The following is a 14,172-nucleotide window of genomic DNA, read 5'->3' on the forward strand; positions in this document are numbered from 1 at the left end:
CCGCAGCACGCAGGGGCCGGATTCTCTCGATCCGCCCCTTTTGCCGTTTTTATGTAACCCGCCATGCGGCCCATCCGCAGCGCGCCCGACCGGGCGCCGCGCGAAACGCCGCATTCGCCGTGAGTAAGAGAACATGACCGAACAGCAACAACCGCAACCGCAACAGGAAAACAGCTACGGCGCAGGATCGATCCAGATCCTGGAAGGCCTGGAGGCGGTGCGCAAGCGGCCGGGCATGTACATCGGCGACACGTCCGACGGCACCGGCCTGCACCACCTCGTGTTCGAAGTGCTGGACAACTCCATCGACGAAGCGCTGGCCGGCTGGTGCACCGAGATACAGGTCACCATCCACAGCGACAACTCGATCTCGATCACCGACAACGGCCGCGGCATCCCGCCCCTGGTCAAGTTCGACGACAAGCACGAACCCAAGCGCAGCGCGGCCGAAATCGCCATGACCGAGCTGCACGCCGGCGGCAAGTTCAACCAGAACAGCTACAAGGTCTCCGGCGGCCTGCACGGCGTGGGCGTGTCCTGCGTCAACGCCCTGTCCAAGTGGCTGCGCCTCACCGTGCGCCGCGACGGCCAGGCCCACCTGCTCGAATTCGCGCAAGGCGCGGTGCAGAACCGCCTGGTGGAAACCGTCAACGGCCCCGACGGCCAGCCCGTGGAAGTCTCGCCGATGAAGATCATCGGCCCCACCGACAAGCGCGGCACCGAAGTCCACTTCCTCGCCGACGAAGAAATCTTCACCCACGTCGAGTTCCACTACGAGATCCTCTCCAAGCGCATCCGCGAGCTCTCGTTCCTGAACAACGGCGTGCACATCCGCCTGACCGACCAGCGCACCGGCAAGGAAGAAGACTTCGCCTTCTCCGGCGGCGTCAAAGGCTTCGTCGAGTACATCAACCGCGGCAAGAGCGTCCTGCACCCCAACATCTTCTACGCCAACACCGAGAAAGACGGGATCGCCGTGGAAGTCTCCATGCAGTGGAACGACGGCTACAACGAACAGGTGCTCTGCTTCACCAACAACATCCCGCAGCGCGACGGCGGCACCCACCTCACCGGCCTGCGCGCCGCGATGACCCGCGTCATCAACAAGTACATCGAAGAAAACGAGATCGCCAAGAAGGCCAAGGTCGAGACCACCGGCGACGACATGCGCGAAGGCCTGGCCTGCGTGCTCTCCGTCAAGGTGCCCGAGCCCAAGTTCAGCTCCCAGACCAAGGACAAGCTCGTCTCCTCCGAAGTGCGCCTGCCCGTGGAAGAACTCGTCGCCAAGGCACTGTCCGACTTCCTGCTCGAGACCCCCGGCGACGCCAAGATCATCTGCGGCAAGATCGTCGACGCCGCGCGCGCGCGCGAAGCCGCCCGCAAGGCCCGCGAAATGACCCGCCGCAAAGGCGTGCTCGACGGCATGGGCCTGCCCGGCAAGCTCGCCGACTGCCAGGAAAAAGACCCCGCCCAGTCCGAACTCTTCCTGGTGGAGGGCGACTCCGCAGGCGGCTCCGCCAAGCAAGGCCGCGACCGCAAGTTCCAGGCAATCCTGCCGCTCAAGGGCAAGATCCTCAACGTGGAACGCGCCCGCTTCGACAAGATGCTCTCCAGCCAGGAAGTGCTCACGCTCATCACGGCGCTGGGCACCGGCATCGGCAAGGAAGACTACAACCTCGAAAAGCTGCGCTACCACCGCATCATCATCATGACCGACGCGGACGTGGACGGCTCCCACATCCGCACCCTGCTGCTCACGTTCTTCTACCGCCAGATGCCCGACATCATCGAGCGCGGCTACGTGTACATCGCCCAGCCGCCGCTCTACAAGATCAAGCACGGCAAGGAAGAGCGCTACATCAAGGACGACAACGAGCTCAACGCCTACCTGCTGCGCCTGGCCATGGAAAAAGCCGCGCTGATCAACCCGGACGGCAGCGAAGTCTCCGGTGACGCCCTCACCGAACTCGCCCGCCAGTACCAGCTCGCCGAAGGCGTGATCGGCCGCCTCTCCCGCATCGTCGACACCGACGCCCTGCGCGCCATCGCCGACGGCGTGGAACTCGACCTCGACAGCGCCGCCGCCGCCGAAGCCTCGGCCACCGCGCTCAAGGCCAAGCTCAGCGAAATGCACGCCAAGACCCTGCTCGGCGCCGCCGTCAACGACGACGGCACCGCGGACGTCTACGCCCAGTTCGACGAGAAGACCGACAAGCACCGCCTGATGATCGCCCGCCGCCACCACGGCAACGTGCGCCTGTCCCACCTGGACGCGGACTTCGTCCACGGCGCGGACTACGCCGCGCTGTCGCTGGCCGCCAAGACCTTCCAGGGGCTGATTCCCGAAGGCACCAAGGTGCGCCGTGGTGAGGGTGAGAAGATGCGTGACCAGACCGTGAATGACTTCCACGGGGCCATGCAGTGGCTGCTTTCGGAGGCCGAGCGTGGGGTTTCGCGTCAGCGGTACAAGGGGCTGGGGGAGATGAATCCTGAGCAGCTTTTTGAGACCACGCTGGATGTGACTCAGCGCCGGTTGCTTAAGGTGCAGATTGAGGATGCTATTGCTGCCGATCAGATTTTTACTACGCTGATGGGGGATGAGGTGGAGCCGCGTAGGAATTTTATTGAGAGTAATGCGTTGGTGGCGCGGAATATTGATGTCTAGGGCTCACTTAATCCCCGGGGTAAGAATCAGCTCAATTATAGCGACCTAATCATGGGCAAGAGGCCGGCTTCGATAGCCGGCTTTTTTTCTTGAATTTGAAGATCGCAGGCTACGCGTAAGCCCTCTTCACAATCTGAATACAGGCCACGCATTTATGCAAGAATCGAGCCTCTTTACGGAGGCTGTTCCGAGGTACACCGCCCCCCACTTAAGTTGGGTCAGCAACTCCGAATTCCACGCCGATAAGGATAAAACGTACACTGTGGAATGACGGGTGTGAAACCGGCCTGATCGGTCGAATTTTGGCGTAAACCCCGGTCGAAATACCTCGTAACTACCTTGAGTTGCTATTAAAGCACACCGTCGAATGGTTGCTCCGGGAACTGGCCATCTTTGTTTTCTACGCCGAGCCTTTGTGCCACCAGAAGCTTGGTGGAACAACCGTTTGCCGAGACAGTGATGAGGTTTCTAGCGAGAAATGATGGCCCTACAAAAAAAAGCGCATCAGACGGTCGCATGCTCACTAGTCGGCCTCGGCGAAATACCAGATTCGATCCGAAAATCACGCGTGCGTCTGCTAGCGGGATGCGAGTCGCTTGGCGGCAAAAACGTTGCTGCGTATTGGGCGCGAATGGATATTGGCAGTTATTTACCACTTCAGTATTCTATGCGTTGCAGTTATTGGTCTCAATTCAGCGATTTGATGATTGAGCCCGCAGGTTGGCAAGCCAAATTCAACTCCCGACAGCAAGGTGGGTTCGAGAGCATGTGGAAACCGAGAAGGAAAAGAAGATCCTTAGGCGGTCCAGCGAGGTTGCTCGGCCCCGCCGGTGGACCACACGGACGTCAAATTCATACATGCAAGGCGGATGATGTTCTGTTTGGTTAAAAATGCTGAAAAAGACGGTCTGGGCAAGGTTGTCCACCAGAATGGTTCGCAGGCTGTAGTCGAGTATTTCGACTCACCAGTTAGCGGAGGGTGGTACCGGGTGGAAGTGCCGTCATCGTTCATTAAGCTGAAGCGGTTAGGGCGCAATACCCGCGTTTACACCTACAATGAGCTCGCAAATCAGTGGCGCATCGGACGAGTACGCGAGGACGACGGTGAAGGTGTCGAAGTCCGCCTGGCTGACAAACTCGACGTCTATCTGGACTACAACCAGGTCTTCGTTCGATGGAAGCGCCCGATCCAAGACCCGGTCGTCTTCCTCGGTAGTTTCGTGACCGAAACGCCACGCTATGCTGAGGCACGTTCCGGCTTCCTACAGAATTACCTCTATCAGAGGGGTAGTGCATTTGGCATCTCCGCCTTGCTTTCCTCATCTATCGAGTTGGAGGCGCACCAGCTCGACGTCGTCCGGCGCGTCTTGACCGATCAATCCCAGCGTTATCTGCTTGCCGACGAAGTCGGCCTCGGCAAGACGATTGAGGCGGGAATCGTCATCCGCCAAGCAGTGCTCGACGACTTACGTGAGCATAGAATCCTTGTCCTGGTCCCGCATGCCTTGGTAAATCAGTGGCGAGAGGAATTGATAGTTCGCTTTGGCCTGAAGGACTTCGTCGACGATTCGGTATTCGTGCTGCCCCAGGAAGATAGCAAGGACTTGCGTGAGGTTCTGCGCAACTTGTCCTTGGTGGTCATCGACGAAGCGCATCACTTGGCCGACCCCCATGCAGGCGAGACGATGCAAGAGATGTATCGCCTTATTAGCGACGTGGCGCAGAACACTGACCGCTTGCTGCTGTTGTCGGCAACGCCCATTCTGCGAAACGAGGCGGGGTTTCTCCGCATGCTGCATCTATTGGACCCAGTAGTTTACCCGCTCGATGACCTGGAGAGCTTTCATGCCAAGATCGTCAACCGGCAGGCATTGGCCGAAACTGTTGCTGCCCTCGATCCCAGCAATTCCTTTTTCATGGATGCCGCGCTCGATGACCTGATCGACCGTGTTCCGAACGACCCACGGCTGGTACAGTTGACGCAGGCACTGAAAGAGAAGCTACTCGAGTTGCCAGACGAGAATGACTCGCAATTTTGTGCGGCGGTACGGCAATTGCGAGCTCATATCTCGGAGACCTACCGTCTCAATCGCCGGATCTTGCGCAATCGCCGTAGACATGTCGAAGGGTTAACGCCGGACCGCAACGGGGCGCAAGTCTGGACGGTCAAGGGTTCGCCTATTACGCATCTCGAATCAGCGCTGGAGGACTGGCGCGTCAGCGCCTCGATGTCGATAGGTTCGATGGATGCCACTGTCGCGCAGGCGCTAGAAGCGTTCTATTGGAGCGCGGTTTGCGCCCTGTCAGAGGATCTAGGTGCCTTTCACCAACTTTGCTTAGTGCGTCGACGCGGTATCGAGAGCGATGCCTATGCGTCTTTCAAGGGAGAGGATGCACTTCTTGACACCGCCATCTGCATCGCTGAGGGCGAAGAGTGGATGGAGACTCGCCTTCACCGGTTGTGTGAGGGCTTACGCTCGCTGCGGGAATTGACCAAAGCGGTGGTTTTTTGCGCCAGCGAGAATGCCGCAGACGAAGTCTTTGCTTATCTAAAGAATCACCATATCGCCGCGGTACGGCATGATATCGGAGAGATCGGTACTGATATTGATGGGCACGCTTGGCGCGGGTTCCTGACCAATCCGGCGATCCGGGTCATCGTCTGCGACAACAATGCAGAAGAGGGCATCAACCTACAGGGCGGGGACAAGGTACTGGTGCATTTCGACCTCCCGGTACAGCCGAATCGCATCGAGCAACGCATTGGGCGCGTCGACCGTTATGGCGCCGGCAGGGCGGTACAGTCTTACGTGCTAATTGATGAAGACGCACCACTGCAAGCAGCATGGTTCAATGTTATCGACCAGGGGTGGGGTGTTTTCCGTCAGTCCATCTCCAGCCTGCAGTACCTAGTTGAGGCCGAGTTGGGTACCTTAGCGGGGACCCTGATCCATGACGGCGTCGAAGCACTTGATGCGCTGCGTGAAAGGTTGGCTGGTCCCTCGGGGTTGGTGGCGCGCGAACTTAAACTGATCGACCAGCAAGATGCACTGGACCAACTGTCGCCAGTGCCCGAGGCGGACTTGGACGACCTGTTCGAAGCCGATGCGGACTGGAGGACTATCCGCGACGCGATGATGTACTGGATCGAGGACACCCTTCTCTTCAGTAAGGTATACGAACCGCGTCGGCCCGGTACCCAGTCTATCGACGAACCCTTTCGCTTACATTACTGCTCACCCGATGGCGAGACTAAAGCTCCGCCGACACTCATTCCTTCGTCCGGGTTCGTAGACGATTTTTTGGGCGCCATCGACTTTGAAGCGCCTGGCAGTCGTTCGATTCGGCCGCAGTCCTATCCGTACGTCGTGCACCGTCCGACCGCCGTCAGCCGAAGGGTTCGCCCACTGCGTTACGGTACAGAGTTCATCGAGGCTATTAAGTCGTTTTCTGACTTGGACGACCGCGGTCGCAGTTATGCAATGTGGCGGCAAGTCTTCGACCGATTTTCGTCGTCCGAAATCCGACTCTGCTTTCGCTTCGATTTTGTGATCGAAACACGCTTGGATGAAGGCCTCGCCGTTATCAGTTCCGACAGTGGGCAATCGAGCGAGGCGGCGCAGGCTGTTCTGGCGCGGCGCGGTGACACCTTGTTTCGCCCAGTGGTGATGCAAGTCTGGGTAGATGAGGAGGGGGATGAACTGCCGCAAGATTTTATTGAGTGTTATTTGACGCCTGAATACGCAAAACATGGTGGGAACGGATACATCGACAAGAATCTCGAGATGCCATATTTACGTGCTTTTCGGGGGATGGCACCGGATACTTTCGCCAACTGGGAGAAGCGCTGCGAGCGGATGCGCGACTGTGCGCTGGCTATTATGATGGCGAGGCCGGAATTGAAGGGGCGGCAGAATCGCGCGCTGGAGCAGGCGCTGGCCGAAGACGAGATCCGCTACGCCCAGTTGCAGACCCGTGTTCAGTCCTTGCATGGCAGGGAGGCAGAGGTTGAGGCGCGGCAACTCGCTCTCGAGCAGGCGCTTAACGAGGCTCTCCATCGCGGCATATCATCCCCTTCGGTGAAAGTCGACGTCGCCGGCGTGGTCTTTCTCACTAGCGAACCTGTATCGCTCATCGAACGCTTCATCCGGGAGGAAGCATGAGCTTCGGCTTCGATGAATTGCAGGCTGTGCTTGCGGATTGGCCAGTGGCCAGTGGTTGGCCGGAAAAGGTGGGCGACAGCGTGCTGGACCGGATTTGCCAAGTGTTGAGTGCAGCGCAAGCCCACCCCCGCAATACAGCATGGCATGCCGACCTGCAACCCTTGTTGCGGCACGTCTTGCTCCGCACCAGCGACGGCGCCGGCAAGAGCATGCGGTTGCGTGTGCCTGCCGGTCAGGGGTGGCCCGATCGAGTGAGTTGGGCTACCCATGGGGTGGAAGCGATCGAGGCGGGGCCCGCTGCCTATCTGTTGACAGCTTCGGAGTGGCATCCCGAGTGGCTTGGCAGCGGGGAACATGGCGTGTTCGCCGATGTCTTTTCCGACAAGAAGGTGCGTCGGATGATGCAATGCGAGGTGGACCCCTTCGTTCGTGATGCCACCGGCTTTACCAATTATTCGTCCCCTGGTCAGCGCGAGGCGGTGCGTGCCGCTTTCCTGATCCCAGAAGGCGATACTCTATTGATCAATTTGCCCACGGGCTCCGGCAAGAGCCTGGTCGGGCAGGCCCCCGCCTTAGTAAATAAAGAGGATGGCCATTTGACCATCTTCGTCGTGCCGACGGTCGCGCTTGCCCTTGACCAGGCACGTGCTATGCGGCACCTGTTTCGGAGTAACGGTCCCTCCCGTCCTGACTGGCCACTGGCCTGGTACGGCGGCCTATCTAAAGAACAGCGTGTCGAGATACGGCAGCGCTTGCGCAATGGCACCCAGCGCATCCTGTTCACGTCACCGGAAGCGCTCACCACTTCGTTGCTACGTGCCGTGTCGGATGCCGCTGCGGCTGGCATGCTGCGTTACTTCGTGATCGATGAAGCCCACCTGGTCGCCCAGTGGGGGGTCGAATTCCGCCCTTCCTTTCAGGCCCTGGCAGGGCTGCGTCACAGTCTGCTGCGATTGGCGCCGCGTGGTTTCCGTACCTTGCTGTTGAGTGCCACTTTCACGGAAGAGGCGGTGGAGACATTGGCGAGCCTATTCGGACCACCAGAGAGGGTCCAAATGGTGTCGGCGGTGCATCTTCGCCCCGAACCGCAATATTGGTTCTATAAGGCTGCATCGCCGCAGGAAAAACAAGAACGGGTACTAGAGGCGCTGCGCCATGCGCCTCGGCCATTCATTCTTTACGTCACCAAACGCGATGAAATTGTGCGCTGGAAGAAAGTGTTGCATAGCCGCGGCGGCCTATGTCGCATCGCCACGTTCGACGGAGGGACGCCCGACAGCGAACGGCTGCGAATTCTCGGGGATTGGGCGGCCAATCGCCTCGACGGCATCGTCGCCACGTCCGCCTTCGGCGTCGGCCTCGATAAAAGCGATGTGCGCACGGTGGTCCACGCAACAATTCCGGAGACCCTGGACCGCTACTATCAAGAGGTGGGCCGCGGCGGCCGTGATGGCAAGTCGTCGGTCAGCCTATTGGTATTCGACGATAGCGACTGGAGTTTGCCGGAGAGACTCGCAAAACCCAAAATTATCTCCGACGAACTCGGCTTCAGTCGCTGGAAGGCCATGTACCAGTCACGCCACCAGAGCGAGGAGGAGGGCTCGTGGAAGATCAATATCGATGCCGTACCCGAACACTTGCCAGGAGGGAGTGACCTCAACGTTAACTGGAACATGCGTACTCTTAGCCTGATGACGCGGGCCGGTCTCATTACCCTTGACATTGAGGTCAATCGCGACGAGCAGGATACCGAGCCAGGCGAGGATGCTTCGTCGATGCTAGCGGCAATGGCGAACGTGCGCGTACGAATCCGCAACGACGGCCATCTTATTCCGGAAGTTTGGGAGGACGCCATCAGTGCCTCGAGAAACAAGACGCTGGAGGCGGCCGAGCGGAACTGGCAAATGATGTCTCAACTATTGCCGCAGTCCAGCGGACTGGACCAGCAGATCGGCCAGGAAGTTGGTGCCACGCTTGCACAGTTGTATCGCATTCGGTCGACGCGCTGGCCGGTTCAGGTTACGGAGGTTTGCGGCGGCTGTCCGAAGGACCGTTTCGATACCGGGAATCGCAGGTACTATGCCGAACCGGTGGTGGTGCCGGTGAGTCGCGTTTTGCCATCGTCGGCCTACCCCTGGCGGGAAAAATTTCCTTGGGTGGATCCTGCCTTCGCCTATGTTTTTTACGACGAGAGTCGACCTTGGGCCGACATCCGACAGTCAATTCTGCAATTCGCTGGATGGCTGGTACAGTCGTGCGGCATACGTGAATTGGCGGCCCATCCCGCATCGCCCTTAGTGCGCTATCCCGAGTGGATTCGGTTATATCAGCAGGTGCGCGACCGGGTACTGTTGCACCGGTCCGTTCTGGACTCCGATCTGGAGCCCTATTCCCCGCTGGCCCGTTTGACAGTGCTGGAACCGGACTCGTCCCCTGAACTCATCTTGGACATCCAGATGCTGCAACGGCCCTTCCACCTCGTGCTGCTGCCGCTTGGCTTGCCGGATCCCGGCAATTGCTTGCGCCGTCTTGCCGACGTAAGCCCGAATGCCCTGCATCTGGAAAACCTTACTCAAGCGATAATCCAATGAGCATTCTTAACCGTGAAAACGATGGCCTCCATCCGATACTCCTGACCCTGGCCAGGATCGTGGCGCGAGACAAAGCGATTTCGCGCGATGATCTGATCAATGTCTGCGTCCCGCAGTCCAGCCTTGACAAGGACAGTGGCAAAGAAGCTGATAACGACAAGCGTAAGGATTTGGCATCCCGGGCGCGCGCGACGCTGGCCCGCTGGACTGCTCTCGAGCTGTTCACGGAGGACAGCGACCAAACTCGTCTGGCCGTTGAATTGGCACGAGGGGAGTCCGTTGACGCGGTTATGGAGCGCTTGCCCGCCATTTGCCGCAACCTCGCCTTGCGCTTGGAGCATGGGATGCCATTGTGGCCCGCCAATGGCAACATTTCGGAAGAGGAGGTTGGGCGCACTGCCGACTTGTGCCGCGGCTTGGCCTGGTGCCTGACCCAGGATATCTACACGCTACCCACCACGCATGTCGAAATCGAAAGTTTGATCAAAACCCAGGTGCAAGCGGGACGATTCATCTTTCTAAACGACACACGCTGGGCCGGGTTCCGGTCTTGGGCGAGATTCCTTGGCTTTGCCTCGGGCGACGAATCCAGTTTCTTCTGCGACCCGACAGTAGCAGTCCGCTCGGAATTAAAAGAGGTGATTGAAAAGGGCGATACAGTGCCGGCGGCCGAGTTCGTGTCGCGCTTGGCTGCACGTTTGCCGGTGTTGGATTCGGGCGCCTATCGTCTCGAAGTGGAACAGGTACTAAGGCCCGAGCGGTGGACAGCGCCTGCTGCCGGTCACCTATCGACTGCGCTGTCGTTCGCTTTGCGGCGTTTGCAGAAGCAGGGAATGATCGGCTTGGTGACGCTGGCCGATGCCGGTTCGCGACTTACGCTCGTCGGGCAGGGGGGACGGACGTGGGAAAGTTTTACCCATGTCAGCTTGTTGAAGGACGCATCATGAGATTGCTCAATTATTGGCCTACTGCCGCCGAAATTAATGACTGCATCAAACACGAAGCTGAGGGCGTGCACGATGCCGTCTTGCTAGCCGTCCACAAACCCTCGCCACTGAGTTACAAGCAAATTTCTTCGGGCGAGAAGTTTGAAGCTAGCGAAGACGAACTGTTCAAGTACCTGATCACGAAGGATGTGCCATCCGGCGTCCACGTTGTGCCTATCACCGGTGCATCCGGTGTCGGTAAGTCACACATGGTGCGCATATTGACAGCTCGTCTGCAAAGCATGAATGAGGATGGACGGTATGTGATTATCCGTATCCCAAAGAGCGCAAGTCTGCGGAGAGTTGTGGAATTGATCCTGGAAAGACTACCAGGAGCGGAATATGCGACAGTCAAGGCGGAGTTTGCTAAGGCAATCACTGAAGAACTCAATATCGAAACTGCAGTTATCAGGTTCCAAAGAGAACTGGATATTGCTTTGGGTGAATTGGCGAAAGAATTAGAAGCTCGGGTTAGGATTAACCCACGCGATTCATCCTTGAAGGAACGATGGGGACATGCTGCCAATTTGTCTAAATTCATGGGCGATCCGGTCCTCGTGGACTATTTTCGAGAGAAGGTATTTCCAAGGTTCGTGCAGCGAGCCATCGCTGGAAAAAATCAGGCTGAACCAGAGGTATACGTCAAGGACTTCGATGCGGGCGATTTCCAACTGCCAGATACCATAGACATCACCAAGGCCGCCTCACCAACGCAAGCCTATTACACCCGGACACTAATAGTGCGGGAGGGCGAAGGCATGCGTACTGCAACACGCTTGCTCAACGATAGCAAGGTTGTCGACCAAGCGATTCGCCAGTTATTCAATCTGCACCAATCATTAGGTGGGATGACTTTGCAGGAAGTCATTCTAGAGATTCGCCGCCTGTTGCTTCAGCAACGGCGCGAGCTGGTGATCTTCGTGGAAGACTTCAAGGCACTCACTGGCATCCAGGACATATTGCTTAAGGTGTTGATCCAGGAGGGCGTACGCGACGGTGTCATGGAGTTGGCGACGATGCGTTCTGTCATCGCAGTGACAGACGGCTATCTAGATTCCGAGGACACGATTGCTACCCGTGCGAAGCGCGAGTGGAAGGTGGAAAGCGAATTATCCACTGAGGAGGAAGTCTTGCGCCGCACGAAGGCGCTGGTCGCTTCTTACTTGAATGGTGCGCGTTGGGGTTACCGCGAATTGGTGCGTCACTTTGAGATGAATGGTGGAGCGCGCTCCAGCCAAGGCGCATGGATTGGACCTTATGTCGATGACGATGCCAGTGATGCTCCCATGTTGGGCGCTTTTGGCAAGGATGGCGACATTCCGCTATTTCCATACACCGAACAAGCCATCGAGCGGCTGGCGCGTGCAGCGCTCACCAGGAACAACGCCCTGGTCTTCACGCCGCGCTTCATCATTGACAATATTCTTCGCGGAGTGCTCTTGCCAGGCCGATCTGCGTTCGAACGTGGGCAGTTCCCGCCGCCGGACATCAATGCGCCGGGGACGAATGCGGAGGTTACACAGTGGCTAGCTTCGCTTCCTGTGTCGGAAGAAGTGCGGGAGCGCTATCGGCGTGTCGTGGCGATCTGGGGCAATGCACCGCGTACACCGGTGGAGATTGGCTACATTCCGAGAGAGGTATTCGCTGCCTTTAACTTGGATCAACCGAACATCGAATTCCGCATTGATCCCCCTCCAGTCGTCACGCCGGGTGGTTCTAAGCGGTTACCTCCGGATCCACCACCAAAGGCAGACGACGCCCAGTTGAAGGAGGCACTCGAGAGGTGGGTGCAGAAGGGGGAGCGCGTTAACCAGGCTGTGGCCAATCAGATTCGACAATCGATCGCGTCGGCTCTTACCGACCGCGTCGATTGGTCTGCCGAGCGCTGCATAAAATCGCCGATTGCGGCAAAACAGATTTCAATTCCGAATGCCGGCGGGGAGGGCAACATTGTCTCTAATCCCATTAAGGTTGCGGACGATCATACTGATCCTACTGGACAGTTGCGCGCGGAACTGGCAGCTGTGGCACGCTTCTATCACCTGAATGGTGGCAAGATGCATTACGCCGGTGTCGACGATGACCTGGTCTGGATAGGCAACCTTTCGGACCGATTGATGCCGCAGGCATTGGCGCTCGTACGTGCCGGCGTGAAACAGAAACTCGGCATGGCAGTACGCTTGCTGTCCATCAACAGTCGGATTCTCGGGCTCAGTGAGCGCTACCGTAGCCCCGCCAGTCTCACCGCTTTCTTGTTCGGAGCACCAAATATCCCCCAGCGTTCGCCTGAAGGGACACCTGTGGAGTTCGGTGAGTGGCGCGCTTTACAGGAGCAGGCGTTGCGGATACGCCCAGAACTGACGCAACTCGTCGCCTCCTACTGCGGCAGCTTCCAAGGCGGCACTGGTAGGACGCCCTATGCCATGGACATGGTGAGGGTGGCCGACTGCTTGCTGCCGGAGAGCGAAGCGACCAACGTAAACGTGCTCGACTTGATGCCTACCGAATTGAAGCAAGCGCTGGCGATGATGAGCGAAGCGCGCGTAAAGCTCTTGGTGCGCAAAGTGTTGCAAGGAGCAAGCAACATTCGCACCAGGTTGACGGCAGAGCTCGGCGACAACTTTGATAAGCAGGAGATTGCAGAAGAACTCAGGGCGCTAGCAGATCAGTTGAAGGAATCCGGCGTCTGGAACGTGGCCGAAATCGGCTTGGGCCACATGGCTTTCAAGAATCTGTGCGAAGAGTTTCGCAGCGGCGCACTGCGCGAGGCACTGTCGGTGCTTGCGAATACCGGAGAAGGGGAAGAGGGGCAGAGCGATGGCCAGTTGGTCAGCCGCGTGGGGCGCTTTGACGTCCATCCGCTCATCGTAGCGTCGCGGTTCGTCGAGGTGGCACGCAAGGTGGTGCGCGCCTCGGAGAAACGCGCCAAGGGATTGGAGGACCAGTTCCAGGGCGTGGACCCACAGGCGCAGGCCAGCGAGATCCAAACCTTGTTCGAAAACCTCCTGAATGAAATGGGCGCCCTGGGAATTGAAGGAGAAACGGCATGCTCCTAAACGATGCTCGTAATGTCCGCGCACGCTTGATGCGCGCGGAAGCCGCTAGTAGTGGCATCGAGGAAGCCGATGCGCTAGCCACAAAGCGAAATGAACTGGCGGCGCTGGCCGCTCGAGTCGAGATGCTGGCACGCCGCAATGCCCTGCTACGGGAAGAGGGGGTGCCGTTATCACCAATACCAGATATCGACAAGCCCAAGCAACTGATCAGCCAGATCAGCGCCCGCTTCGCCGAGTTACCCAAGGCCACCACACTAGTAGATAGGCAGCGTTGGAGCAAGCTGATATCCACGCTCACCGAGTTCAACGCCTCGGCAGAGACGCTCCAAAGACAGGACTGGAAAACCTACTTCAGCAGCAAGTTGTTTGGCGGAGTCCCTCCCGAGCAACGCAAGCAGACCATCCTGCAGACGCTGCCAGAGAACCGAAAAGCGTTGGAGCGTTATACGCACCTGTACCAGCGTTTCAATCAATACCGCAATACCGTTCCTGATACTGTCGAGACAGTGCGCGAGGTGCACGCGTGTTCGAAGGATTTGGCGGATACTCGGTTTGTCGAGAATGACGACGTGCCAGTTCCGGTGAGGGCATTCTTCAACGCTACCTCCGCGGGGAGCGGAGCTAGCCTCGACTTCCTGACCCAAGCGGTCGTTGAATGGCTTCGCACGAATAACATGCTTGCTAACTATGTAGTGCGGGCACGCTAATCGA

Annotated in this window: 6 protein-coding genes; all 6 read left to right on the forward strand. The window is 58.3% G+C overall.

What is annotated here, in order from left to right; genetic code table 11:
• Positions 1-133: 133 nt before the first annotated feature.
• The 6 genes from gyrB (at position 134) to dpdI (ending at position 14,168) form a co-directional block, all read left to right on the forward strand.
• Entirely contained in the window at positions 134-2,665 is a 2,532-nt protein-coding gene (gene gyrB, locus ACKI2N_RS00265) for a DNA topoisomerase (ATP-hydrolyzing) subunit B (protein WP_420995163.1), read from the forward strand.
• Between the two features lie 869 nt (positions 2,666-3,534).
• Positions 3,535-6,828, forward strand: a complete 3,294-nt coding sequence (gene dpdE / locus ACKI2N_RS00270) for a protein DpdE (protein ID WP_420995164.1) — start codon at positions 3,535-3,537, stop codon at positions 6,826-6,828.
• Positions 6,825-9,419, forward strand: a complete 2,595-nt coding sequence (dpdF, locus tag ACKI2N_RS00275) for a protein DpdF (RefSeq protein ID WP_420995165.1) — start codon at positions 6,825-6,827, stop codon at positions 9,417-9,419. The genes dpdE and dpdF overlap by 4 nt, the downstream gene beginning before the upstream one ends.
• Positions 9,416-10,366 carry a protein DpdG gene (dpdG, locus tag ACKI2N_RS00280; RefSeq protein ID WP_420995166.1) on the forward strand — a complete coding sequence of 317 codons (951 nt, stop codon included), beginning with the start codon at positions 9,416-9,418 and terminating at the stop codon, positions 10,364-10,366. Before dpdF ends, dpdG begins: the two co-directional genes overlap by 4 nt.
• Complete coding sequence (gene dpdH, locus ACKI2N_RS00285) at positions 10,363-13,461, forward strand: protein DpdH (RefSeq protein WP_420995167.1); 3,099 nt, start codon at positions 10,363-10,365, stop codon at positions 13,459-13,461. The genes dpdG and dpdH overlap by 4 nt, the downstream gene beginning before the upstream one ends.
• The gene (gene dpdI, locus ACKI2N_RS00290; RefSeq protein WP_420995168.1) at positions 13,452-14,168 is read left to right on the forward strand and encodes a protein DpdI; all 717 of its coding nucleotides are present in this window, start codon (positions 13,452-13,454) and stop codon (positions 14,166-14,168) included. Before dpdH ends, dpdI begins: the two co-directional genes overlap by 10 nt.
• The last annotated feature ends 4 nt before the right edge of the window (positions 14,169-14,172 follow it).

The organism is Cupriavidus sp. 30B13 (genome assembly GCF_049059565.2).
GTDB lineage: Bacteria > Pseudomonadota > Gammaproteobacteria > Burkholderiales > Burkholderiaceae > Cupriavidus.

Excerpts from the sequence above, each read along its gene's own strand:
- gyrB (WP_420995163.1), top strand. The coding sequence starts at position 134 with ATGACCGAACAGCAACAACCGCAACCGCAACAGGAAAACAGCTACGGC.
- dpdE (WP_420995164.1), top strand. The coding sequence starts at position 3,535 with ATGATGTTCTGTTTGGTTAAAAATGCTGAAAAAGACGGTCTGGGCAAG.
- dpdF (WP_420995165.1), top strand. The coding sequence starts at position 6,825 with ATGAGCTTCGGCTTCGATGAATTGCAGGCTGTGCTTGCGGATTGGCCA.
- dpdG (WP_420995166.1), top strand. The coding sequence starts at position 9,416 with ATGAGCATTCTTAACCGTGAAAACGATGGCCTCCATCCGATACTCCTG.
- dpdH (WP_420995167.1), top strand. The coding sequence starts at position 10,363 with ATGAGATTGCTCAATTATTGGCCTACTGCCGCCGAAATTAATGACTGC.
- dpdI (WP_420995168.1), top strand. The coding sequence starts at position 13,452 with ATGCTCCTAAACGATGCTCGTAATGTCCGCGCACGCTTGATGCGCGCG.